Source organism: Yinghuangia seranimata (assembly GCF_029953285.1).
In the GTDB taxonomy this organism is placed as follows: Bacteria; Actinomycetota; Actinomycetes; order Streptomycetales; family Streptomycetaceae; genus Yinghuangia; species Yinghuangia seranimata.
In genome coordinates this window covers 68,592-93,361 of the sequence record NZ_JASAOI010000051.1, presented here as the reverse complement: position 1 = coordinate 93,361, position 24,770 = coordinate 68,592, and the positions used below count along the sequence as shown (strand labels likewise).

The 24,770-nt window shown below is 67.8% G+C and carries 13 protein-coding genes and 1 pseudogene; 5 read left to right on the top strand and 9 right to left on the bottom strand.

From position 1 onward, the window contains the following. Positions 1 to 56: 56 nt before the first annotated feature. The 3 genes from QI554_RS30920 to QI554_RS43630 form a co-directional block, all read right to left on the bottom strand. Positions 57 to 1,148 (bottom strand): site-specific integrase, encoded by a 1,092-nt coding sequence (locus tag QI554_RS30920; protein ID WP_281474576.1) that lies wholly within the window; start codon positions 1,146 to 1,148, stop codon positions 57 to 59. Then, the gene (locus tag QI554_RS30915; protein WP_281474617.1) at positions 1,145 to 1,528 is read right to left on the bottom strand and encodes a hypothetical protein; all 384 of its coding nucleotides are present in this window, start codon (positions 1,526 to 1,528) and stop codon (positions 1,145 to 1,147) included. Before QI554_RS30915 ends, QI554_RS30920 begins: the two co-directional genes overlap by 4 nt. 365 nt (positions 1,529 to 1,893) lie before the next feature. Next, a complete protein-coding gene (locus tag QI554_RS43630) occupies positions 1,894 to 2,052 on the bottom strand; it encodes a transposase (protein WP_425528086.1) in 159 nt (52 codons plus the stop codon). 293 nt (positions 2,053 to 2,345) lie between these two features. Between QI554_RS43630 and QI554_RS30905 the strand changes: the two genes are divergently transcribed. Next, positions 2,346 to 3,131: an LAETG motif-containing sortase-dependent surface protein gene (locus tag QI554_RS30905; RefSeq protein WP_281474575.1), complete on the top strand. Its 786-nt coding sequence runs from the start codon at positions 2,346 to 2,348 to the stop codon at positions 3,129 to 3,131. Between the two features lie 251 nt (positions 3,132 to 3,382). Here the strand turns inward: QI554_RS30905 and QI554_RS30900 are convergent, their stop codons facing one another. Continuing rightward, positions 3,383 to 3,940, bottom strand: coding sequence for a hypothetical protein (locus tag QI554_RS30900; protein WP_281474572.1), 558 nt, complete (start codon positions 3,938 to 3,940; stop codon positions 3,383 to 3,385). A gap of 1,329 nt (positions 3,941 to 5,269) precedes the next feature. On the opposite strand from QI554_RS30900, the gene QI554_RS30895 reads away from it, so the two are divergent. After that, entirely contained in the window at positions 5,270 to 5,641 is a 372-nt protein-coding gene (locus QI554_RS30895) for a sigma factor-like helix-turn-helix DNA-binding protein (protein WP_281474571.1), read from the top strand. A gap of 165 nt (positions 5,642 to 5,806) precedes the next feature. Here QI554_RS30895 and QI554_RS30890 read toward each other — a convergent pair whose 3' ends face one another. The 5 genes and pseudogenes from QI554_RS30890 to QI554_RS30870 all read right to left on the bottom strand — a co-directional run bounded on the left by QI554_RS30890 (position 5,807) and on the right by QI554_RS30870 (position 11,378). Next, a complete protein-coding gene (locus QI554_RS30890) occupies positions 5,807 to 7,303 on the bottom strand; it encodes a polysaccharide deacetylase family protein (protein ID WP_281474570.1) in 1,497 nt (498 codons plus the stop codon). Between the two features lie 238 nt (positions 7,304 to 7,541). Continuing rightward, positions 7,542 to 8,471, bottom strand: a complete 930-nt coding sequence (locus QI554_RS30885; RefSeq protein ID WP_281474569.1) for a glycoside hydrolase family 16 protein — start codon at positions 8,469 to 8,471, stop codon at positions 7,542 to 7,544. A gap of 239 nt (positions 8,472 to 8,710) precedes the next feature. After that, positions 8,711 to 8,857, bottom strand: coding sequence for a hypothetical protein (locus QI554_RS30880; RefSeq protein WP_281474567.1), 147 nt, complete (start codon positions 8,855 to 8,857; stop codon positions 8,711 to 8,713). A 124-nt stretch (positions 8,858 to 8,981) separates the two neighbouring features. Continuing rightward, positions 8,982 to 10,148, bottom strand: a complete 1,167-nt coding sequence (locus QI554_RS30875) for a glycosyltransferase family 2 protein (RefSeq protein ID WP_281474565.1) — start codon at positions 10,146 to 10,148, stop codon at positions 8,982 to 8,984. Positions 10,149 to 10,536: 388 nt separating this feature from the next. Beyond that, positions 10,537 to 11,378 (bottom strand): annotated as a pseudogene (locus QI554_RS30870) (IS5 family transposase). Between the two features lie 353 nt (positions 11,379 to 11,731). On the opposite strand from QI554_RS30870, the gene QI554_RS30865 reads away from it, so the two are divergent. From QI554_RS30865 to QI554_RS30855, 3 genes are all read left to right on the top strand, one after another. Beyond that, on the top strand, positions 11,732 to 11,941 hold the full coding sequence (locus tag QI554_RS30865; protein ID WP_281474562.1) for a hypothetical protein: 210 nt from the start codon (positions 11,732 to 11,734) through the stop codon (positions 11,939 to 11,941). A 422-nt stretch (positions 11,942 to 12,363) separates the two neighbouring features. Continuing rightward, positions 12,364 to 24,114 (top strand): LamG-like jellyroll fold domain-containing protein, encoded by an 11,751-nt coding sequence (locus QI554_RS30860; protein ID WP_281474560.1) that lies wholly within the window; start codon positions 12,364 to 12,366, stop codon positions 24,112 to 24,114. Next, positions 24,086 to 24,622: an SMI1/KNR4 family protein gene (locus QI554_RS30855; RefSeq protein WP_281474559.1), complete on the top strand. Its 537-nt coding sequence runs from the start codon at positions 24,086 to 24,088 to the stop codon at positions 24,620 to 24,622. The genes QI554_RS30860 and QI554_RS30855 overlap by 29 nt, the downstream gene beginning before the upstream one ends. Positions 24,623 to 24,770 lie beyond the last annotated feature (148 nt).

Below are 24,770 nucleotides of genomic sequence, written 5' to 3'. Positions count from 1 at the left end.
GTGCCAAAGTCCTCGGCGCCCCACCGCCCCTTCGGCCCGATACATGGCCTACGGGGCTACAGCCCCAGCCCGAGGGCGGCGTTGTCGGCCCACTCGTCGACGATGCGCATGTACCCGTACAGCGCCGTCGAGGTCGGCGACCAGCCCCCTTGGTCCGCGATGGACTTCGCGTCGTGTCCGGCGCGGCGGGCCGCGGTGGCGAGCCCGGCCCTGATCGAGTGCCCGGTGATCTTCTCGACGCCGGCGTTCTTCGCGATGCGTTTGAGGATCTCGCCGACGGCCTCGGGGGACAGGCCGCGGGACGGATCGAGGTTGCCGTGCCGGTCGATGGGCCGGAAGGCCGGGCCGCCGGTGTCGTCGGCGATGCCGGCGGCCTCGATCCAGGCGCGCCAGGCCCGCACTGGGCAGGTGAGTGGGTGGGTGCCGTACGGCGCCGAGGCGGTGCGGGCGCCGGTCTTGACCCACCGCAGGTGGACGAGCAGCCGCTCCCGGGCGCCGTCCTCGTCGTCAAGCACCTGGTGCACGACGTCGCCGACCCGCAGGGAGGCGGTCTCGCGGCGGCGCGCGGCGACCGGGAAGCCGACCAGCAGCAGGGCGCGGTCCCGCAGCCCGGCGAGGGTGTTGCCGGGCAACGCCTGGCTGATGCGGCGCAGTTGGGTGACCGCGAGCGGTGGGGCCTGGCCGCGGCCGCGCCGCTCGCCGGTCTGGGACAGCCGCCGTGCGACGGCCTTGATGGCGTCGCGCGCCATCGCGCCGGCGCGCGGGTCGACGGCGGCGCCGCGGTGACGCAGGGTGACCGTGGCGCCGGTGACGCGGCGGTTCATGGTGGAGACGGCGGCGCGCTTGGCCTGGTCGAGCCAGGCGACGAAGGCGACCATCGCGCCCGGTGTGCCGGTGAGTTCGGGGATGCCGAGGAACGTCGTGTACTCCTGCCACACGCGCCAGTCGTCGGCGTAGCCGCGCGCCGTGTTGGGCGGGGTGTGCGCGGCGACGTAGTCGGCGGCCGCGGTGTCCAGCAGGGCGAGCCGGGCGGCGGTGTCCAGCCCGGACCAGCCGGGCAGCGCGAACGCCGGCGCCGCGGCGGTGTCGTCGCGGTGGTCGGGGACGGCGAGTGCGCTTCCCGGAGCCGCGTGCGGTGCGGTGGTCACGTGCCGGCCCCCACCTTGGCCGCCGCCGCAGCGACGGCGTCGACCGCGCGGCCGGCGGTCTCGACCACGGTCTTGCGGGAGCTCTTCTCCATGCCGAGGAACCGGAACGCCCGCTTGCTCTCCTCCGCCGACCCGTGCAGCGCGGTCCGGACCACCAGGGAGTGGAGCCGGAGCCGGCCGACCTTCACCACGCCAACCACCACGACGGCGATGACGAGGGCGGTGCCGATCTTCTTGCCGAGCGCCGTGCCGAGCGCGGTGCCGAGTGCGGCGTGGCGGGCGGCGCGGTCGGCGGCCGCCGCCGCGTCCTGGTCGGCCTTCGCCTGTGCGGCCGGGTCGTCCGCCGCGGTGTGCTTCGTGGTTGCCGTCCGGCTGGCCATGCCGCCCCCCGAGTGCGCTGCTCTGGTCCCGGAGCGGCGCTCCGGGATCCGGTATCCGGGGCAGAGCCCTGACCCGTGATATCGGAGGTTATGGCGGGCCAGCGCGCCCGGAAGGCCGACGCGCCCGCCAAGAACGGCGGAACGGTCATGAAGTTCTTGGGGGAGACCGGGGTCCACTTTTGGGCCTCTGCGGGCGGCCCGGACGTAGCCGGAGTCGATCACCGCTCGCGACCAGTCCAGCTTGCCGGCACCGTGGAGCTTCTCCAGCAAGACCGCGCGCAGCCCGTCCCACACGCCGGCGTCGTTCCACGCCCAAAGGCGCCGCCAGCAAGTCATTCCGGACCCGAACCCGAGCTCCTGGGCAACTACTCCCACTGGATCCCGGTGTGCAGCGCGAACAAGATCCCGCACAACGCCTGCCGGTCGGGCACAAGCGGCCTGCCCGGCACCTTCCTCAGCACCGGGACCGGCAGCAGCGGCTCGACCCACCCCCGCAACTCGTCCGAGACGATCGACGGAAGCAACTCCCCTTTGCGCCCACACCGTTCAACGACGCCAGCACGTCGAGGTCACGCTCGCAAACGACGTTCTGTTAGGACCTGTAAATGCCGCGCACTGATCCGCCCTAAATCCCGGACCGGGGTGTCGAGACCGTACGAGCCGCATCGCCTCCCAGCACATCGGTGGGTGGGCACCATCCAGCCCCAGTTGGGGACCCCCTGAGGTTTCGTCAGATCACGGTCCAGCCCGCCAATCGTTGTTGGCCCTGTCGATATGCTCACGCCTCACGTCCCCCGATTTTCGTGTGAGGCTTTGCATGTCTGTGCTCAATCGCAAGCGGTCAGCGGCATGGGCTGCAGCCCTTGGCGCGGCCGGGCTCTTTACAGCGGTAGGTGCCGGCTCCGCCGGCGCTGACGAGGCGCAGACCCTGATCGTTCGCCCGAGCCCGGGACAGGTGAAGTTGCAGCTTGCTCCCGAGCCTGTGGAGCTTGGGTTGTACTGGCCTTACTCCCCGTCGGCGCACGGCGTGGTGCTTGAGGTCGATTACAGCGACGTCGCTTCGTTCGCCCGCTTCGAGTTCGCGAAGGTCCACGAGCAGGTCTGCCACCCTGCCGGGACCAAGATCAGGTGCGACATCGGCGATGTGGCCGGAGGCGGTCCGATACTGCGCGGGCTTGTCGTCCCGGTGCAGGGGGGCAAACCGGGAGACCACGGCCGGATAACCGTCTCGCTGTCTGCTTCGAACGTTCCGGTGCAGCCGACGCAGAGCGTGGAGGTCTCGATCCCGGGCCAGAAGCCCGACCCCACTCCGACCGGAAAGCCGTCTCCCGCCGCCCCAAGCACACCGCCCCCAAGCACGCCGAACTCATCGGCGCCGGCCGCTGGGCAGCCATCAGGGGCCGTCACGACAACACCAGCAGCCGTGTCCGCTCCCTCGGCGGACCCGGACGGCAGGACAGCAGACACCGCCCATCTTGCGGAGACCGGCGGATCCTCCACCACGCCGTGGATCGCCGTAGCCGCCGTCGGCTTGCTGTTGTCCGCTGGTGGCGCCTTTGCCGTGGCGCGTCGGCGGAAGCCGGGCGGCAGCGCCGCAGTCTGAGCCGCCACTGACGGCAACGATTGAACTCGGCCACTACGCGCCAAGGACAGCCACGCAACCTCCGCATCAAGCCGCCCCGGGCCGTTCAGCCCGGGGGGCTTGCCGTGCGCGTGCCTCGCGACCGCTCCGCGCTCGTGGCATCGGCACCCCGAGGCCGCGCGGGCGCCACCTTCGACAAAGCCGCGCAGGGCACGGCAGCTGTCAAGCAAACTCAAAGGTTCCTCGCCATCGCAGCGCTCTTGCGTCGAACGTCACGACACTCCCGGGCGATAGCCCCGACCTCGCCGCACGTCCGCCGCGTTGGCGGGACGCGCGGCGCGGAGCCGGCGGGGCTTGTCGCGGACGAGTGCGGCGTGGCCTCCGGCGGTGAGCTTGTCGCAGGCGTCGCCGACCGCGCCGGAGGACCTGCCGCCCAGCGCCCGGCCGGTCTCGCCCGGGGTGAAAGCCTCGTCCAGGTTGCCGGACCGCCAGGCGGTGCGCGCGTAGTGGGCGGCGAGCTGGGTCTTGCCGACCCCGCCCATCCCGGACAGAACCCGGCCCGCCGAGACCGGTCCGGCGGATCCGACCACCGCAGTCCCGCCCTGGGCCAGCACCGCGGCCAGCCGGTGTGTTTCGGCCCGGTCCTGGAACCACCGGGCCTGCGGCGGGATCAGCCCGACCTGGTGCGGCCACGCCGTACGGATACGCGGGGCGGCGTGCTGGGGACTCAGGTCGGCGACTTGCTGGAACCAGCTGTGGGGTTCGGGCGGGGTCGTCCACGCCGAGGCCGCCGCCGGCCGCGAGGTGTTGTTCGGCTTGGGCGAGGACACGCTGGATTGTGGTCACGGCGGCGCGTGCCGTCGGCCTGCTCAGGTGCGCGGATCACACGACCGTCGCCCGCTCAGCGGAGGATGCGGGAGCTCGTCGACAGGTCCGAGGGAGCTGTCCAGGTTGCGACCTAGCGTCCCTCGACGACGCGGCCACCACATTCCCGATTTGATTCGCGACGGAGACACCACGGTGCTGCTTGTCGCCAGACGACGTGGCCGACGCGGCCCTCGGTTCGGCGGCCCCGGTCGCGGCCGCTACCCGGCTGCTCGGACTTGGGTGCTAGCGCGCTGACACCCGCACAGTCACCTCCTGGTACTGCGGCTTTGGCGTCTGCCGCGCAGGTACGCGGCGGCAAACAGAGCTGCGTAGAGCACGAAGACGGCCGCGCCGACCGCGAGGAATAGCGTGTCCCACCGGGAGTTGCGAGTTGCTGGATACAGCATGGCGGCCAGGGCTATGCAGACTCCGAGCCCTCTGAGCAAGTTCACAGTTTCCTCTTGTTGGCGCCCTGTGGCGCCCGTGTGGTTCGGGCCTGCGGACCTGCTCGTGTCCCCGCGCGCAGGGCATCGACGGCGAGCCGGTCATCGCTGGTGGCGTACTTTGCCGACTTCGGTACCACCAAGGACTCGGGCCAGGCGGCGAGCCGCGCGGCGGCGCTGCCTGGCCGGCGATGCCCCAGCGGGAGCGGAAGGCCGACGCGTCCGAGGCCGGTGACCACCAGCTCAATGCCTCTGCGGGTACGAATGAAACACCAGACCCCCAAATCATCCACCAGCGGGGGAGAAGCGAAGCGGGACGCCCGAAATCCGTGTCAGACGCCCGCATGAACACGGCCAACCGGAATGTCGAGAGCTTGGCTTGGTGCACACGGCGCGGGGGCGCGGGTTGATGCTCGCGGCTCGACGCGTGCGCTGCGCAATCCCTGCTCCTCGCAATTGCGGGGCCGCATAACATGATCGAAGCATGTCCGACTTTCTGTATATGTGCTGATATGTTAAAAGGAGAGTCTTGTGTGGCGCGGGTGACGGGTGGGGCCGCCGGGCCCGTGACGCCCGTCGCCGTGAAGACAGACGCCTGCGAGATCGCTTCTGAGGCCGGGAACTGCTATAACGGCGATCAGTTTTGACACAACGCCGATCTCAGTTGATCCACCGGCGACGCTGAATGGATCGTCCGCGTCCTTGAAGAGGGACGCCTGGAATCGGGTGCCTTGCCCGCCAGCGCCGCGCAACATCGCTGCTGCGTGGTCGCCCTGCGGGTCTGTCCCGCGTTCCCGATGAAAGCGCAACCCTATGACTGGCTCTGAGGCCGCGAACACCATGCCGCAGGTGCCTGCACCGTCGGAAGGCAAGGAGGCCGAGGCTGAGGCTGAGGTCGTGCGCTCGGCGTTCCACGCGGCTCTTGCCGGGCTGGCGGCGGTGCCCGACCCCATGGTGCGCGTCCGCGCGGCCGGCCTGCTGCAGGATGTGGTGCGGGACCTGCAGGGTGAGCTACGGGCAATCCGGTACCAGGCGGTCGCGGCTCTCCGCGAGACGCGGACTCTGCAGGAGATAGCTGACGAACTCGGTGTGTCCGTTGCGCGCGTCTCGCAGCTCTCCGCCAGCGTGTCGCACCGCCAGATCTCGACGGCGGCCAGAAGCCGGCCGTCCGCGGCACGGGCATCCCGGCGCGCACCGGCTGCAGATGACAGGGACTCCTGAGGCAGCCCCGACGATGCCACGCACCGCGCGTCGCCGGTGAAGCCGGCGGCCAGTGTCGACGGAGACGCTGATCGCTCGGGCGGGCAAGGGCAAGGGCACCAACCGAGGCGAGGTGTGGGGCAGACACTCCACGGCGGCGGTGGCGTCGTCGCTGGCGGCCACTCCTCACGTGAAGTGGGACATCGCCTCGCCGACCGTGAGGACGGGGATGCCGCGCGCGGCTATGCCGTCCATGACCGCGGCGAAGCCGGCCTGGCTTATCTGCGTACCGGCGGTAGGGGGTCCTGGGACGAGTTGATGGAAGGCGAGGATCAGCCAGTCGCCGTTCTTCGCGCATCGGTCCAGCTTTCCACCCGGCTCGAGCATCAACGAGAGCGGTGAGCCGTCGATGCCGACGCCGTCAGTAAGCCCAGTGAGTGCCTTGAGCCGGTGGGGCATGGCGGGCACGAGCGACTCGACGGTTTCGGCGATGATGCTCCGCGCGGTAGTGAAGTGCTGGGCGGCGATGTGGTCGACGGGCACGCCGTCACTGGTCGCTTGGAACGCGCCGTGGGGATAGGCGAAGTGTGTGCTGTGCAGGCGGTTGGCGTCGAGCCAGCTGCGGAGCCGTCCGAAGTCAGCGTCGACTTGCCGGGACGTGAGTTGGCTGTAGCTGGCGTCGTGGGCTGAGGTCGAGTATGCGTGTCCCGCCATTTCCCAGCCCGAGCGGTCCTGCATGTCCCGCATCTGCTTGAGGGTCAGGTAACGGCTCGTGCCGACCGCCTCGGCAATGTTGTACATCGTGCCGGCGAAGCCGTGGGCTTGCATCACGGGCTGCGCGAGATCGTAGACAGACGCGAAGGAATCGTCGAAGGTGATCGACACCACCCCGCGGGGAAACTTCGTGCTGGTGTCCGGTAGTACCTCGACCGCTTGGAGGCGGACGGTGACAGGGCCGGCATTGTCGTCGTAGGCCGCGAACGACATGTCGGTAAAGCCTGTGGTGACGGAGGGAACGCCGGTCTCAGATATGGAGAACGCCCCGCTGGCCTTGGTTATGTCCGCCCACTGCAAGTGGATGACCACCCATTCCCCGGACTGCACGTAATTGGCGCCTTCGGCGGAGTGGGTATGGAACTCCCAGCTGAAGTAGTTGGAGAATGCGCGGGTACCGACGTAGAAGGCGAGCTGCCGCAGGTGTGCGACGTCCTCGACGCGCAGGACGAGCCGGATCATCTTGGCGGTCAGGTCGATTGCGGGCATACCGGCCCTGCGTAGAAATGCCTGGCGGCCCGATCCGTCGGTGGTGACCCTGGCCGACTGAGCGCCTCGCGTGAACATCGTTCGGTCGTTAACGTCGGCGGAGGCGGTGCCGACGCCGCCCGCGACCCAGCTGTGTCCGGGCTGGAACTGTTCAGACCAGACGGGGGCGGGGCCACCAGGGGGCGGTGGCGGCGGGTTGTGCGACACAGCCTCGCTGCCGGCCGGAGACGACCCATCGTTGAGCAACCACGCGGCGCCGCCTGCTGCGCCGCCGGCAAGCAGCAAGCCGCCTGCTGCGTAGCGCAGCGCCGAACGCCGTGGGATGCCACGCGTTCCAGCCTGGGGGCTCACACGATGAGCCCTGCGGCCCGTCGGCTGTGCCGACCCGTTGACCGGCTCCACGCCAGACTCGTCGCTCATAGAGGTGTCTCCTGCATGTCCAGAACGGGTGCGGCGCGGCCGCGAGGAAGACTCACGACTGTGCGGCGGACAGACGGTAGCAGCCGGGCTCACGCCGGCATCACGAGCGGGTAACCGGGAGCCGTGGGTCGGGAGCCGTGGGTCGGGAGACCGGAAATGAACCCGCGCCCACTTGTTCCGAGCTTTCGGCTGAAGGATTGCTGTGCTGTCCTCGGTTGCGCCGGAGCGCCCAGCGCCCTCAGTTCTTGGGCATGGTGTCTATGTAGTGGGTGTTCTGTGCATAGAAACCGTCCACGGCCTGCTGAATGGTCTTCAGCGGGACGGCTTCGCCGGCCTTGCAGTAGACCCAGTTGACGTCCATGGTCCAGGTCCGATCGCCGGTGAAGGGCAAGTCGATGAGCCAACTACTGAACTGGATACTCGTGGGTTCGCGGGGGAATTCCTTGCCATGGCTTCGAAAGAGGACTTTGTCGTCCACGGTGTAGCTGACCGTGCCGTTCATCGCGGTGATGACCACGGTGTGCCAGCCTTGGAAGGTCTTCTTCTCGGCGTGGGTGATGCGGTCGCCGTCCTTGGCGGTTCGCCAACTGGTGGTGTCGAGCTTGGGTCCGGGCGCGCCCCACCCACCGTTGGGCAGGTACTCGACGTCGAGTTCGGTGTATTTCGCGGGCTCTGCGCCCTTTGGAGATATCAGGAACATGGCCTGGTTGATGTGGTCGCCGTCGCGTCCTGTCGCGGGCTTGTCCGTGAAGTAGACGCGGGCGGCGAATGTTCCGGTGAAGAACTTGGTTCCAGCAGTGGCGAGCTGGGCCTGCCGGGTGCCGGCTTTGGTGCCGTCGCTGGTGAGCTGCAATTGCAGTGCCTTGCCGCCTTGGGCGGTGGGCACCTGAGGGAAGCTGATGCCGGAGGACGCCCATGTGCCCTCGATTCCAGGGCCGCCGCCGCCGTCGCGTGCCTCCCAGCCGTGGGCCTCAAGTGTGGGGTCGCTGGGACCGGCGTAGTCGAAGCTGTCGAACAGAATGCCCGGCGGGTGAGTGGTCGTCGGGATGGGGGTCGGTGGGGAGGCGGGCGGCGCGGGCTGTTGCGCGGCCTCCCCGGCCGTCGGCCTCGAGCCGCCGTCCTTCAGCTGAGTGGCCGCGAATGCCGTACCGGCGGCGATGACTGCCACAGCGACGAGCGGGCTGAGGACCGGCAGGCCACGGCGGCGCCCACCGGGGCGGGGATGGTTCACGGCAGAAGCTCCTGGGATCTGTGGCTGGAAACGTTCCTTGTCCGCCGGACGCGGCAGGTCACGCTCGCCAGCAGATTGTCCGCCACGTTGGTCGGCGCAGCCGTGGTGGGGGTGGCATCAGGCGGGCCCGACGCGGCTGCGGGTTCAGTGCGTCCGGTGCCGCCCGGCTTGGCCGCTCAGCGGGAGTCGGCGGTACGGGTCTCCGCGCGCGCCGGGCGGTCCGAGGCGCGCTTGCGGCGCCGACGGCCCTCGCCGGCCATGCGACGGTCCCAGCGATGGCGCCATACGGACGCCAGGAGGGTGGCGACGGACGTTGCGGCCATACACACCGCGATTGTGAGGAGGACATGGTCCACCCTGGCGACGTGGGCCACAGTGAACGTGGTGGCTGCGAGCAACAAGCAGACACCCAGGCCTTTGAAAACGTTCATGTGCGCTGGTGCACCGCTACTTCCAGGCCGAGACGCGGGTGACGTAGGACTTCCAAATCGATGACACGAACCAGTACGCCCGGATCAGTGTGTAGAGCATTTCCGGGACGACGAGCGCTTCGATGACCATCGCTTTCCAGCCCAGTGCGCGCACGCACAGCACGGGATAAATGACCAGGAACCATGAGGCGAACAGCAGCCATAGGAAGGGCCATTGGGAGATTCCGTGCCTGGCGATGGCCGCGGCCTGGATCGTGCCCCACCCGGCAAGGTAGACCAGGCTGAGCAGCCCCAGATTGATGCTGACGATGGAGGGCCAGGTGTGCTTGGTCCAGCCACGGTCGCGTAGCGCGTCCATGGTGCCGCGGATCCAGCGCTGGCGTTGCTGAATGAGCTCGCGCAGCGTCGGCATCAGGTCGGTGTGGGCGACGCACAGCTGGTTGGCTGTCACCTTCCAGCCGCACTCCTTGAGGGTGAGCGTGGTCTCGTAGTCCTCGACGAGGTTGCGGTGGTCCTCCCAGAAGACCTCGCCACGCCAGTCGATCACGGACTGCAGTGCTTCGCTTCGGTAGAAGGAGCCGGCGCCGGCCATGGTGTGGATGTTTCGCCGGTAGCGCATCGTGGTCGCGCGCCCGTACTCCAGTATCTGCATGCCGAGCAGGTAGCGCTGCCACCAAGAGCGCCACAGACCGGTTTGGCCCAGACAGGACGCGCTGACCCCGCCGATCTCCGGGTCCTGTTCGAGGATTGTGGAGGCCCGCTCGATGAATTTGGGGTGCAGTTCGGTGTCCGCGTCCATGACGAGCACATGCCGCGCTGTCTCGGCGAGCCTGCCCTGGGATTCGTTGCGCAGCCAGTCGATGGCGTAGTTGAGGGCGCCGGCCTTCTTGTGCGGGTTGCTGGCCAGGTTGAGGACCACCGTGAACGGCGTTGTCGGATCCTCGGCGAACTGCAGGGCGTAGTCCTCGGTGCGGTCGGTCGAGTTGTTGACCACAACGAGGACGAGGTCAGGGCGCCGGGTCTGCCGGGCCAGCGAGTTCAGCGACGCGAGCACACCCGCTTCCTCGTTCCGGGCGGGTATGACCGCCACGGTGTCGAGAACCCGGGGCGCCGCGGTGTCGGACCCAGCTCTGCGCCGACGATGCTCGCCGCGGCGCACGCCAGCGGCCTCCAGCTCGTGCACTGGCACTGCCTGCCCCCTGCTCAACGGGCTCCCACCAGCCCCCACCAATCGCATGCAGGAGCAGAATTTATCTGAACAGACGTACAGACACCCAGCCGACCGGCGATCGGAATCTGCCGCTTTGGCCGATTTTCGTGGGCGCGGCGTGGTGTAGATCACGGCGGCACGGCTGAAATTGTACTTGCCAGTATGCGCGGGCTGTGACGTCCCGTGATCGCTGCGGTACGACGTGGTCGTGCGGTGCGTGCGGCCGGGCGGATACCGGGAGAGCCGAGCGTCGAAAGCTGTGCTTGCTTGAAGTTGTGGACGTATCGATGGCCGGCAAAGAACCGGAAGCGGCCCACCTAGCTCCCAGGTGGGCAATTGGAGCTAGGGCATGTCTGGTGAATCACGGCTTGGACCAGAGGAAGATCGCAGCGACGTGCAACGCGGCCTGGTAGTTCGTGGCGAGTTTGTCGGTGCGCATTGCGATGCCGCGCCACTGCTTCAGGCGGTTGATGCAACGCTCAACCGCGTTCCGTGAGCGGTAGGCGTCCCGGTCCAGGCGGCGCGGCCGGCCTCCGCGCCGGCCGCGCCGTCGTCGGTTGGCCTGCTGGTCGGCGGGTTCGGGGATGACCGCGCGGATACCGCGTCTGCGCAGGTGGGCGCGGATCGCCGCCGGTCCGCCAACACGGTGTGCGGGCGCACGCGCGGTCGGCCAGCCGCGCGTGGGACGCGGATCCCCGCCATCCGCGGTGAAGTGTGGTGCGTCGTTCGCCTGACCGGCTGTGACGACGAACGCGAGCGGGCGGCAGCGGCCGTCGGCGGCGAGGTGGACCTTGGTGGTCAGCCCGCCGCGGGACCGACCGAGGGCATGGTCGGGCGGCTCGCCGTCGGGCGCCCCCTTTTCGGGGCGTCGGCGGCGTGCTGGTGCGCACGGACGATCGTCGAGTCGACCCCGACGAGCCAGTCCAGGTCGCCTTCGGCGTCCGCGCGGGCCTGCAGCGCGACCAGGATCTGGTGCCAGGTGCCGTCGCGGGCCCAACGGGTGAACCGGTCGAACACCGTCTGCCACGGCGGGCATTCGACCGGCAGGTCCCGCCACGCCAGGTTGTTGCGGTATTTGAACGCCACCGCGTCGATCACCTGGCGGTGATCCGTCCACTGACCACCTCGGCGCGGCGTCCGATCTGGCAGCAACGGCTCGATCAACGCCCACTGGCCATCAGTCAGGCCCCCACGAACACCCACATCACATCAAACGACGATCACATCCATCAGACACGGCCTAGTTGTACGGCCGTCCGCAGAAGAATCCCTGGACACCTTGCTCACCATAAACCGCGGTCACATGGACTCCGTGACTCGCAAGCGCGAAGACAAGCAGTCCGGCCCGTCCAGCCCGGACCTTGACTCGCAAGCGCGAAGACAAGCAGTCCGGCCCGTCCAGCCCGGACCTCGCGGCACAGCCAGGCTCAACCTGGCCTCGGTCGATGGATGATGCTGCCCAACCACCCGGGCTGGGTCACCGACCTCCCCGACCTGCCCCACAGCACGCAACTACGCGCCCTTGGCAACGGCGACGCCCGGGAAAGGCGAACAGCGTGACCTACACCGAGGACACCTCCACCTGGACCGAGCCCGACCTCGCCGCCGACACGGACACCACCTCCGCCGTGCACGCGCCCGTTCGGTCGCTGCAGACCCCGGAGGAGGCCGGCGCCCTCGTTCGCCGCAGCAGCAGCTGGATGCGCCGCAAGGCCGCCCTCGAGATCCCCCTGCACGGTTCTGGGCCGCACCATCCTGTTTTCTGACACGGACCTCGGGGGCCTCATCGTGATGCGCCACCGGCTGACCCTCTGGAACCCACCACCCGCGCCCGGACGACGTCCGGGCGCGGCCCTCGTCGGAGGCGAAGGCGCGTTGCGCCTGAGCGTTTGCCCTGCGTCGACCTTCCCGGGACCGGGACCAGAGGACGGCGCCTGCGACTGCGCGTGCTCGCCAGGCCCTCGCTCCGGCCGGTGGGTAGGTCGCACGCGACCCAGCAGCTGTCACGCGACTCTGCGAATCGATGGACATCGTCGTGTAGGCACGCGCCCGGCGACATGCGGCATGTCACGGCGCAAATCTGGCGCGATTAAATGTCGACTAGTCGGCTGGTCTCTTGTGCTACATGATCACTTTGCGTTTGGATCTGCCAGGCTCTTAGTTGGTTAGTTTTCGGGGGGGAAGCCGCGTGTCCGGCCTGCTTCGTGTGTCTGCTTGGCGTTCCATGTCTGCGGCGGTGGCGCTTGCGTTGGTGGCCGGTCTGGCCGTGAGCGCCGACGCCGCAACTGTCGCCAGTGCGGCCAGCGGACCGGAGAAGCCTCGAAAGCCCCGCCCCGTGCAGCAACTTGGGTCGGCTGCGGGTCTGCCACATGAGGTGGATTCCGACACCACGCGATTCAAGGAGGGCGAAGGCGGCGCACTCGGAGCGCCCGCGCCGGGTCAACTTCCTGCGCAGCAGTCACTTCTTCCGGTCCCGGTGGAGTCCAAGGGCCACACCCCGGAAGCAGGACCTGCCGAGACCGTGCAGGTGCAGGACCGTACTCAGCAGCCGAAACAGGGGCTGAGCGACGCAGCCGCAGCCGCCCCGGCTGGTCAGCCGCCGGGCAAGAGCAGCTTCGACGCCGCCACCAGCCGGGAGGTGCCCACCGAACGCGGCGAGAACACACAGGTGTTTGCCAACGCTGATGGTTCCAAGACCCTGCGGGTCTCTGAGGAACCGGTCAACTTCCTCACCCCGCAGGGCCAGTGGCAGCCCGTTGACAGCACCCTTGTGCCGGCGGCCGCACCGGCACCTCCAACTGCTCCCATTGCGCCGCCATCAACCCTGGTACCCAACGTCACGGCTGACGCGGCAACGGCTGGTCCCGCTGGGTGGCAGACCAAGGCCGGGGCGCTTCCGGTGCAGATTGCGGCCGACGCGGCAGCGCCGACCGTGGCTTCGGTGAAGGTTGGCGACGGCCAGTCCATCGGATTCGGTATGCAGGGCGCGGCACCGGTCCAGGGAAAGGCTCAGGGCGACACCGTCGCCTTCCTGGGCGCGCGCGAGCACGCCGACGTGGCCCTGGACGCGGGTGAAGGCCGCATCAAGGAGACCATCACCCTCCAGAACGCACAGGCCCCCGACACCTGGATGTTCCCCCTCGCATTGGAAGGCCTCGCGCCTGAGATCGACGCCGGCGGCAACGTCGTCTTCAAGAACACCGCAGGCGAGCCGAAGGCGGTGATCCCGCACGGCTGGATGATGGACTCCGCCGTCAACCCCGAGTCGGGCGACGGCGCCGCGTCTGGCGCGGTGTCGTATGAAATCGTCCGGCAGGACGACGGCCGCCAGGCGCTCAAGGTAACGATCGACCGCGCTTGGCTAAACGATCCTGCTCGCGTGTTCCCCGTCAAGGTCGACCCGAGCGTGCTGCCGTTCACTCCGGCCGCGAACTCCGTGAGCATCGTCGAGAACCGCAACTACTTCCAGACGGACGTCTACCGGCTCGGCTACAACTGCGACAAGGGCGTCTGCAACAACGCGGCGATCATGCTCAACACGAGCGAGGTCTCCAACGTCCTACGCAACAACAGCATCACGGGCGCGCGCCTGAACCTGTGGAATGTCCACACGTACGACTGCCAGAAGCCTCGCGAGGTGACCGTCCACGCCAACACCGCGCCGTGGAACCCCCCCACCGTCCGCTACCCCGGACCGGCATATGGCCCCGTGCTCGGTTCCGCGACGTTCGGAACGGGCAACGAGGCCGACGGGTGCGGCGACGGCTGGGGAACTATCAACCTGGGCCAGAGTGGCGCGGACCTCATCCAGGGGTGGGTGACCGGTCAGCCCAACTACGGCCTCACTGTGCGTACGGCGCTCAACGACCCCAACACGTGGAAGAAGTTCGACACCGCTGCCAACAACGGTGCCAAGCTTGACATCGACTACACGCCGTGGCGTGCGTCCTACCGAGTCAACTCCGTGGTCCGCCCGGTGACCGCGGCTCAGGACGGTGCGGTCAACATCACGGTGACGAACACCGGTGCGACCGCCTGGACTGCAAGCTGGGCTGCTGGGGCCAACTCCCTGCACTATCGGCTCTTCGCCGGAACGACTGAGCTTTCCAATGTGGCGTGGACGCCGCTTCCGAACAACGTCAACCCCGGTGAGTCGGCGACGTTCGAAGCAAGGATCGCCAAGCTGAATCCCGGCAGCTACACGCTGTGCTGGGACATGGACGTCAACCAGGTAGCGCCCTTCTCGCAGCTCGGCGCACCGCCGTTGTGCCAGGACCTGGCCACCGCGAATCAGATACCGGTGCTGACTTCGATGACGCCGGGCAGTGGATACCAGTCGGAAACGGTTACCCCCACGCTGACGATCGCCGGGTACGACCCGGACAACTACCCTCGGAACTACGTCGAGTACCGCGTCGAGGTCTGCGACGTGGTCGGCACTGACTACCGGGTCAACTGCATCACCTCGGGTTGGTCGCAATCGCCTTCATTCACGATCTGGCCGCTCACTCGAGGCAAGACCTACGCCTGGTACGGGTATGTCGCGGACAGCTGGGCTGAGAGCGCGCGCCCGAACCCCGCCATCCTCAACATCGTTAACCGCGACCCCGTGCTCGATGCTGCCTGGCCGCCGAACGGTTACACCGCGCCCACGCTGACCCCGATGCTGTACGCCGCGGGCCACGACCCTGACAACTGGCCCAACCAGGGGCTCGAGTACAAGTTCGAGGTCTGTGAGGTCGACGGCGCCGACGCCCGGAAGAACTGCAAGGACTCCGGCTGGACCGCGTCGTCGACATGGACAGTTCCGAGTGCATGGAACCTGCGCTGGGCGAAGTCCTACGCCTGGTACGCGACCATCGGGGACAAGGGCGGCGGCGCGGGCAGCATTGCTAGGCCGGTGTACTTCACCCCGCAGGTCCCGCAGCCGGCGGTGACTTCGCACCTGGCCTCGGGAACGGACGGCAAGGACTTCAACGTCCAGGTCGGCAACTACACCACGTCCGCGACCGATGCCTCCGTCGGCGCCGTCGGTCCCGACCTGACGGTTCGCCGCACGTACAACTCGCTGGACCCGCGCGCGAAATCGGCCTTCGGTGAGGGTTGGTCGTCGCGCTGGGACATGCGGGCTGTGCCGGACCAAGACGGCTCCGGCAACGTCGTCGTCGTGCTCGCGAACGGGCAGCAGGTGCGCTTCGGCCACAACAGTGACGACACATATGCTCCGCCCAGCGGTGGCTTCGCCACTTTCAAGAACGCTGACGGTGGCGGCTGGATCCTGGCGGACAAGACAGGCATTCGCCATGCATTCGACGCAGCGGGCAAGCTGACCACCGTCACGGACAGCTCTGGCCGTAGCCAGACCTTCGCGTACGACGCTGCCGGCCAACTCACCCGTGCCACGGACGGGACGTCGGGCCGGTACCTGGACTTCGCCTGGACCGGTGCCCACGTCACGACCGTGACCACGAACCCGACCGGCGTCCAGGCACCAGGCCTGGCATGGTCGTACAGCTACGACGGCGACCGCCTCATAGCCGTCTGCCCGCCGGCGGCAAGCGGCAGCGGGCCGTCCTCGACGTGCACCAAGTATGAGTACGGCAACGGCTCCCAGTACCGCAGCATCGTCACGGACGGCGCCCCGCGCTCGTACTGGCGGCTGGGTGATGCGGCCGGGACCACGGCGGCGAGTCAGTCGGTCGTGCAAGGCGGTAGGGACAACGGCACCTACAAGAACGTGACCGCGGTCGCGCAGGGTGCTCTCGGCGGAACCCCGGACGGGGCAGCGCACTTCAACGGGACTTCGTCCTACGTGGACCTCCCGAAGGACCTGGTCCGCGCGAACCAGTACACCAGCGTGGAGCTGTGGTTCCGCACGACCGCCGGCGGGACGCTGTACAGCTACAGCCAGAAGCCCGTCGACGCGCAGGACGACAGCACCGTCGGCGTGCCCGTGCTCTACGTCGGCTCCGACGGCAAGCTGCGGGGCCAGTTCGGCAACGGCAACGTCTCCCCCATCACCACCGCTGGCGCGGTCAACGACGGGCAGTGGCACCACGCCGCTCTCGTCGGGCAGGGCACCACGCAGACCCTGTACCTCGACGGGGCGAACGTGGGCACCCGTAGCGGTGAGATCCGCAACGTCGATCCGTTCAACAGCATCGGCGCCGGCGGCGCGAATTCGCAGTGGCCGAACCGGTGGAACAGCGACCCCAAGGGGTTCTTCAACGGCGACATCGACGAGGTCGCCGTGTACGACCGGCCGCTGGGCGCCGTGACTGTCGCCGAGCACTACGCGGCTCGCCGCGTCGCCGCGCAGGCCGTCAAGCTGTTGCTTCCCTCGGGTCGTACCAACACGCAGGTGGTCTACGACGCCGCGAGCGAGCGGGTCAGCCAGCTGACTGACGCCAACGGCGGTGTCTGGAAGCTCTCGGTCCCCAGCTTCGAGAGCTCGTCTGCGCCGTACGCGGCAGCAGTGGCTGCGACCGCACCGAAGGGCTACTGGCGGCTCAACGACCGCGAAGGATCCACCGGCGTCAACGCGGTCGCCGGCGGTGCAGCGGCGTCCTACACCGACGTGCGCCTTGGTGACGCAGGCGCGTTCGCCGCAGGCGACGACACCGCAGCGGAGTTCAACGGACGCACGTCCGTGACCCGCCTGCCTGACGGAAGCCTGGGCGCCTCGGGCAAGTTCTCGGTCGAGCTGTGGTTCCGCACGGAAACCGCCGGCGTGCTCGCGGGCTATGCGACCATGCCGCTCGCCGACGCCGACGTCAACACCCCCGGTGTGCCCATGATGTACGTGGGCACGGACGGCAAGCTCCGCGGCATGGTGTGGAGCACCGGGCCGACGCCGGTCACCTCGGCGAACTCGGTGATGGACGGTCGCTGGCACCACGCGGTTCTGTCCGTCCAGGGCTCCGGGGCGGCGCAGACGCTCTATCTGGACGGCGCCAAGGTCGGCTCCAGCGTCAACCAGACGGTGTACGTCGACCCGTACGTGACCGTGGGTTCCGGCCTCTTCAACGGCACGGCCTGGCCGGCCAAGCCGGCCGACGTCAAGGGCGCCATCCGGGGCACCATCGACGAGGTCGCGGTCTACGACAAGGCGCTCGACGACGCCGCGGTCGCCGATCACTTCACCGCGCGGGGCAAGCTGCTCTCCAGCCCCGCCCCCGCGTACCGGGCGGCGGTCGCCGGGACGGGTCCCTGGTCGTACTGGCGACTTGACGAACCCAGCGGTGGCCAGGCCGCCTCGCAGCAGGCTGTCCACGAGGGTGTGGGCCAAGGCAGCGCGCACAACACCACCCCGGCCGCGGGTCTGATTCGCGGCGACGAGGCCTTGCACTTCAATGGCCAGAGCTCATACGTCGAACTCCCGCAGGACCTGATCCACGGGTCGTCCCAGGCATCCATCGAGCTGTGGTTCAAGACGGCTAAGCCAGGCGTCTTGTTCGGCACCCAGTCCGACCTGCCCGGCGCTGCCACTCAGGCCAGTTGGGCGCCGCTGCTCTACGTCGGCACCGACGGCAAGCTCCACGGCAAGTTCTACAGTTCCCCCGGCCAGCCACCGCAGATAGTCTCCACGGCGTCAGTCAACGACAACGCCTGGCACCAAGCCGTGCTGACCACGGACGGCCAGGTCCACACCGTCTTCCTCGACGGCGTCAGTCAGGGCAGCTCATCCGCGCCGGTCTTCCACGAGAACAACCTGCGCAACTTCGTCGGCGCGGGACACACCGACGCCTGGCCGAACGCCCCCGCAGGCGAGGGCTACTTCGACGGTGACATCGATGAGGTCGCCGTCTACCGCAAGGCCCTGGACCCCGCGACAGTCGGAACGCACTACGGTCTCCGGACCGACCTGCTGCCGCAGTACCGCAGCAGCGTTGAGGCCGCCTCACCGATCGGCTACTGGGCGATGACCCCGTCCGACAGCGGCGTCGTCCCGAATCTGGTTCTGCCGCCGACCACGGACGCGGCCGGCGTGTGGAACGTCCAGTACGGCGTGGACGGCGCGTTCGGGCGAGACGGCAATCGCGCGATGGGCTTCAACGGCACCTCGTCCTACCTCCGCCTGCCCGAACCCCGCTTGGGCCAGCTGAACCAGTTCTCCGTCGAGATGTGGTTCCAGGCCAAGGGCCCGGGCGTGCTCATGGGCTACTCCTCGGTCGAACTGCCGTACATCCAGGCCAACAGCCCCTCCACCCCGATGCTCTACGTCGGATCGGACGGGCACTTGCGCGGCCTGATCGCCTACGGCTCGACCACGACGATGAAGTCGCCCGACACCGTCATGGACGGGCAGTGGCACCACACCGTGCTCACGTTCGACAACACCGCCAAGAAGCAGAAGCTGTATTTGGACGGCAACGACGTCGGCACCATCGACTTCCAGACCGCCTACTTCGACCCCTACGTGACCATCGGCGCCGGCGGCGTGAACACCTCCTACGGCTGGCAGGCACCCCCGCCCAACTACAAGGGCTTCTTCACCGGCTCCATCGACGAGGTCGCGCTCTACCACCAGACGCTGACCCCTGACACCGTCAACGCCCACTACGCCGCAGGCACCGCGCAGACCAACTCCTCGCTGACCTCGACGATCAGCGTCACCGATCCCGGCGGCAAGATCGCCAAACGGACGTTCGACGCCCTACGCGGACGGGTGCTCACCTCCACCGACGCGGGCGGCGCCACCACCGCCTACGCCTACGACACCGGCGGGTTCCTCCACACGGTCACCGACCCCAATAACAACGCAGTGGTCAGCGGACACGACGCCCGCGGCAACGAGATATCCCGGACCACCTGCCGTACCAGCAACTCCTGCTGGACCGGCTACCAGGAGTTCTTCCTCAACGCCGGGGACGACCTCGACCCCCGCAACGACCGCCTTATCACGACCCGCGACCCGCGTTCCGTGGACGCGCGTGACAACACCTTCAAGACGCAGTACACCTACACCGCGGTCGGCCAGGACGACACCGTCACCAGTCCCGACGGCACCAGCACCAGCCGGACCTACACGACCGCCACGACCCCGGCGCAAGGCGGCGGCGTGACGCCCGCGGGCCTGCTCGCGAGCGTGACCCAACCCGGCAACCGCACAACCTCGTACACGTACTATCCGAACGGCGACCTCGCCGCTGTCACCGGCCCCACGGGCCTGGTCACCCGATACCTGTACGACAGCATCGGCCGCAAGTTGACCGAGTCCGTGTTCTCGGACTCGGTCCCCGCCGGCGCGGCCACGGTGTACAGCTACGACACCTCGTCGCGCGTCCTGACGGCTACAGACCCGCAGGTGAAGAACGAGATCACCGGAGTCACCCACCAGGGCCAGACCAAGCGCGAATACGACGCTGACGGCCGTGTCCTGACGGAGACCGCCTCTGACCTGACCGGTGGCGACACCGCGCGGACGACCACCTACGTCTACGACCCGCACGGCCTGCTCACCTCGGTCACCGACCCGGAAGGCGACATTACGGCCTTCGGCTATGACGTCTTCGGCCGCCAAGAGCGCCAGACGAACGCGGTGGGGGACACCACGCTCTTCAGCTACACCCCCACCGGCCAACAGGCCACAACCACGCTCGTCGCGTGGAAGAGCGACCCGAATGCGACTCCCCGCGACCTGATTATGGAGTCCCGCGCCTACGACCCGGCCGGACGCTTGGCCTCCGTCACCGACGCCGCCGGTAGCACCACCGTCTACCAGTACAACGACGACGACACTCTCGCCCGCACGATCGCCAAGGCGGTTACCCAGAAGGACGGCAGCACGCACGACATCGTGCTGACCCGCAACTGGTATGACGGCGCGCAGCACGTCATCCGCACCACGACCGGGAACGGGCTCACGACCGTCGAGACCCAGCTCGACGCCATGGGCCGGCCCGTGCAGGAAATCCTCGACCCGGGCGGTCTGCACCGGACCACCAGCTACCGCTACAGCACGGCCGGAGACCTGATTCAGACCCAGCTCACCGGTCCCGGCATCACCATGCCGGAGACCGTGGACGTCGAGGTCGACGCGGTGGGTCGCCCCGTCAAGCAGACCGTCCGCAACGACGACGGCAGCGGCCGCGCCGACGCGAACCTGGTCACCACGACCGCCTACGACCAGCGCGGTCTGGTCACGTCCGCCAAGAGCCCGAACGCCAACGCGGGCTGCACCGCCCCGTGCGACGTGACGACGACGTACGACATCCTCGGGCGTGCCGTCACCACCCAGCAGCCCCAGGTGACCGTGACGGTCAACGGGCAGACACCGACGACCGCACGGCCCACCACCACGGTCGGCTACAACACCTTCGGCGAGGTCACCCACGCTCGCGACGCGAACGGCAACATCAGCGTCACCCAGGTCGACAAGCTCGGCCGGGCCACGGCGACCACGCTCCCCAACTACACGCCGCCCGGCGCCACCGTTCCGCTGACGGCCACGCGGAGCCAGGCCTACGACAAGCTCAGTCGGCCCGTCAGCGCCACCGACGCCCTCGGCCGCACCAGCACGATGAAGTACGACCAACTCGGCAATGTCATCGAGCAGGTAGCGCCAGGCACTGATACTCCGACCAGCAAGTTCACCTACACCCCGACTGGCCTTCAGTTGTCGGCGACCGGGCCGTCGGGCGAACTCGTCGAAGCGACCTACGACCAGCTCGGCCGGAAGCTCACCTCGTCGGTGCGCGACCGCCGGCCGATCACCGAGTGGTTCGTGACCGACTACGCCTACGACGACGCATCCAACGTCGTGTGGGAGAGCTCCCCGCTGGGCCACGCCACGTCCACCCAGTACAACCGCGCTGGCCAGCCCATCGCGGTCTGGGATCCCCAGGACCACGTCACCACCTTCGACTACGACGGCCTCGGACGGCCCACCAAGACCACGCTGCCGTCCGGCCGTTCCACCAAGACCGCTTACAGCCCTGCCGGGCGCGTCGACTCCACCCAAGACGTCGGGCGCGACGGCGGCGTGCGCACGGCGACCGCGAAGTACGACGCCGACGGCAATGTGCTCACCAGCACTACCCCTGGGGCCGGTCAGACCAACGCGACCTACGACGCAGCGGGCCGCCTGAGCGCGCGGACAGAGAAGGTCAACACCACCGACAGCATCACCACGTCGTTCGCGTACGACGCGGCGGGCAACCGCACCCGGTTCGTTGACGGCCGCGGCAACCCCACCGTCTACACCTACAACACGTGGGGTCTGCCCGAATCCACTATCGAGCCCTCCACGGCCGCGCACCCGAACGCTGCGGACCGCACCTGGACCACGATCTACGACGCCGCCGGACAGATTGTTCGCCAGCTCGCGCCCGGCGGCGTGCAGACCGACACGACCTACAACCCGCGAGGCCAGATCACCGCGCAGACAGGCAGTGGAGCGGAAGCGCCCACGACAGCCCGCGGCTTCACCTATGACGTCTCAGGCCGCATGCTGTCGGCAACGGCGTCGGCAACGAACACGTACACATACAACGACCGCGGCCTGCTCCTGACTACCTCCGGCCCGGCGGGCGCGAGCAACTATGACTGGACCGCCGAAGGCCAGTTGTACGAACGCACCGATGCTGCAGGCACCTTCACCTTCGAGTACGACGAGAACGGCCGCTTGGCCAGCTCGATCGACGGACTTAGCTCCACCAAGGTCATCTACGGCTACGACAGCGACGGCAACCTCGAGCGCGAGAACTACAGCATCTACCTCCAGCCGCTTCAGGCGGGGGGCGCGTCAGCGCAGTCCGCTCAGGTCGCCCCCGCCATGGCCGGTGGCTCGCAGCGCACGTACACCTATGACCAGTTCGGCCGCCTGGTGACCGACAGCGTCTTCAACTCGTCCGCTGTCCGCCAGACCTCCGTCAGCTACGGCTACGACGCGGACAACCACATCACCACCAAGACGACCACCGGCGTCGCCGGTGCGTCGACGAACACCTACACCTACGACCTGGCCGGGCGGCTCACCAGCCACAACAACGGCACCGCGACGACCCCGTACCAGTGGGACGCCGCAGGCAACCGCACGAAGGTCGGCGGCACCACCGCAACCTACGACGAACGCAACCGCCTCACCCAGGCCGGCACGTCCACGTACACCTACACATCGCGGGGCACGCGGTCCTCGGTCACCGTTCCCGGCATGACCCGCAACCTGAAGTTCGACGCGTTCGAACAGATGGCCAACGACGGCTACTCCGACTACACCTACGATGCCCTGGGGCGCGTTGCCAAGCGCGGTACCCAGAGCGGATTCAAGTACGAAGGAACCAGCAACAACCTGATCGCAGACGGCACATCGCGGTTCGCCCGCGCCCCCGGTGGAGACCTACTCTCCACCGCGACCGGCAGCGCGTCCCAGATCGCCATCAGTGACCAACACGGCGACGTCATCGCCTCACTCGACTCAAGCAACTACAGCCTTGCCGGTTCAAAGACCTACGACCCCTACGGCAAGGTCACCGCACAAGCCGGTACCAACACGAGCATCGGTTACCAGGGCGGTTACACCGATTCCGCCAGCGGTCAAGTCAACATGGCCTCCCGCTGGTACGACCCGGACACGGCGGCCTTCGACAGCCGAGACACCTGGACTCTTGACCCGGATCCATCGGGGATGGCTAACCGCTATGCCTACGCGACTGGCGACCCGCTCGGCAACACGGACATAGACGGGCACAAGCCATGTTGCTGGGGAGTCCCGGTTCCTAAGCCCAAGCCCCCCACAAAGCCTGGGTCGCCGAGCAAGCCGACCAAACCCACCAAGCCCGAGAAGCCCAATAAGCCGAAGGACCGGGACGACGACGACGATTCAGAGATCCATGGCGAGTTGCACATCCCGCCTACCCAGGCTCAGCTTGAAGCGACCCTGCGCAGCTACTGTGCCGAATATGCAAGCCGGGGGGTGTACGCGAACGAGTGTTGGAATGACGTGCCGCATGGGACGTACGGTCGGCTGACCAAGCTCAAGTGCTGCGTCATCCACGGGCCATCGTGGGGGCCGGTTGACCCGCCGCCCGTGGCAACTCCGCCAGGTGGAGGCGGCCGCGGTCCTGCTCCCCGCAAGCCGATCATCGAGCCGAAGCCGCCGCACCGTCCCACCGCACCGTCAACGCGCCCGCCGACCGAGGCCACGCCCGTCCTCGATCAGGCGCTCAACATCCTTGCCCTGGTCCGCGCTGGCACACTCGTTCTCGATGTTCTCCAGTCGGTGGATGCTGCACCCCAGCCCGGGGCCGTCGCATACACCCCCCCTCAGGAGCAGCTCGACCAGCAGCTCAGCGAAGAGGAAGTGCAGGAGCTCGCTCAGCAAATGCGCACAGAGGCAGCGGCATGGTCTCCTGATGCCGACATTTCCAGGGGTGGGGGAGACATCTGTGCCGCGCCGCAGTCGTGGCGATTCCACTACGGCCCTTTGCTGTACAACGCGCGTGCGGATGGCAAGGTCAATTCGGGTGCGGTAGCGATAGCCTGCCCAGGTGACACAGGATCGGAGGCCGATCGGGGCATCTCCCCCCCAGGCTGGCCTAGCAACGGGCAGGGAGCCGACTGGGTGTTCGCCCGGTGCCATCTCATCGGCGACCGGCTAGGGGGGACTGGCGACTCGGTGGAGAACCTGGTCACGTGCTATCACCTGGCCGTCAACCTTTCATGGATGGCAACTGTCGAGAATCGAACTAAGCGTCAACTGATCAACAAGCAGAAGGCCGCGCTGTACATTTCGGTCCCGATATATCTGAATCCTGGAGACCAGAAGCCGACGGCGATCTCCATGCAGGTCTATGAGATCGACCGGCGGACCGGCGCCTTGACAAGTTTCTGCAGCAAGGTGATACCGAACGTTCCGGGCGACAATAAGGGAAAGAACCAACCGATTACAGACTATGTGAGGGCTGGCTGTGGATATAAGGCTATGGCACGTCCTTGACCTCCCCGGGCGTGAACCCGCTGCGGTTGACTGGGGAGAGGTTGAAGCCGCTCTGGGGACAGCTTTGCCTGCAGATTACAAGCAGGTTGTGGGCCGCTACCGCGAACTGGTAGTAGGCGGGTTCATTCGGATCCTCCACCCCCATGGGCGCCGTCCGGGAATGGACATCGTCTCCGAAAATGAGAGCAATCGCGCCTGGATTGAATTCCTGGCCGAAGAGGCGGAACTCGAAGACGAGCAGAGCCCGCCCTATGCTTCCTTCCCGCATCCCGGCGGAATCTTGCTATGGGGTGTCACAACCAATGGTGACTATTGTTACTGGGTCACCAATCCGCAGGGCCCGGATAGCTGGAACGTGGTTGTCTCAACACACAAAGGGGAGCAGTGGACCGAGTTCTCGGGAGGATTTGAAGAATTCCTCAAGGCGCTTTTCCTGGATAGAGACAGCGTGTCTTGCTTCCGTCGGGACTGGCCGGGCACGGATAGCATAAGCCACTTTCGGGAGTGAGTGAGGCGTCCCTGGGTTGTTGAGGGGACGAACGGTTGCAGTCGTGCGGTCCGAAGTTCCAGAGGTGCTGGCGCGGTGGTGTTTGAAGGTCGAAGACCTGTCAGCGCAGTTCAGGTTGGATGTCGATACTCGTGTATGGCGTCGCCGA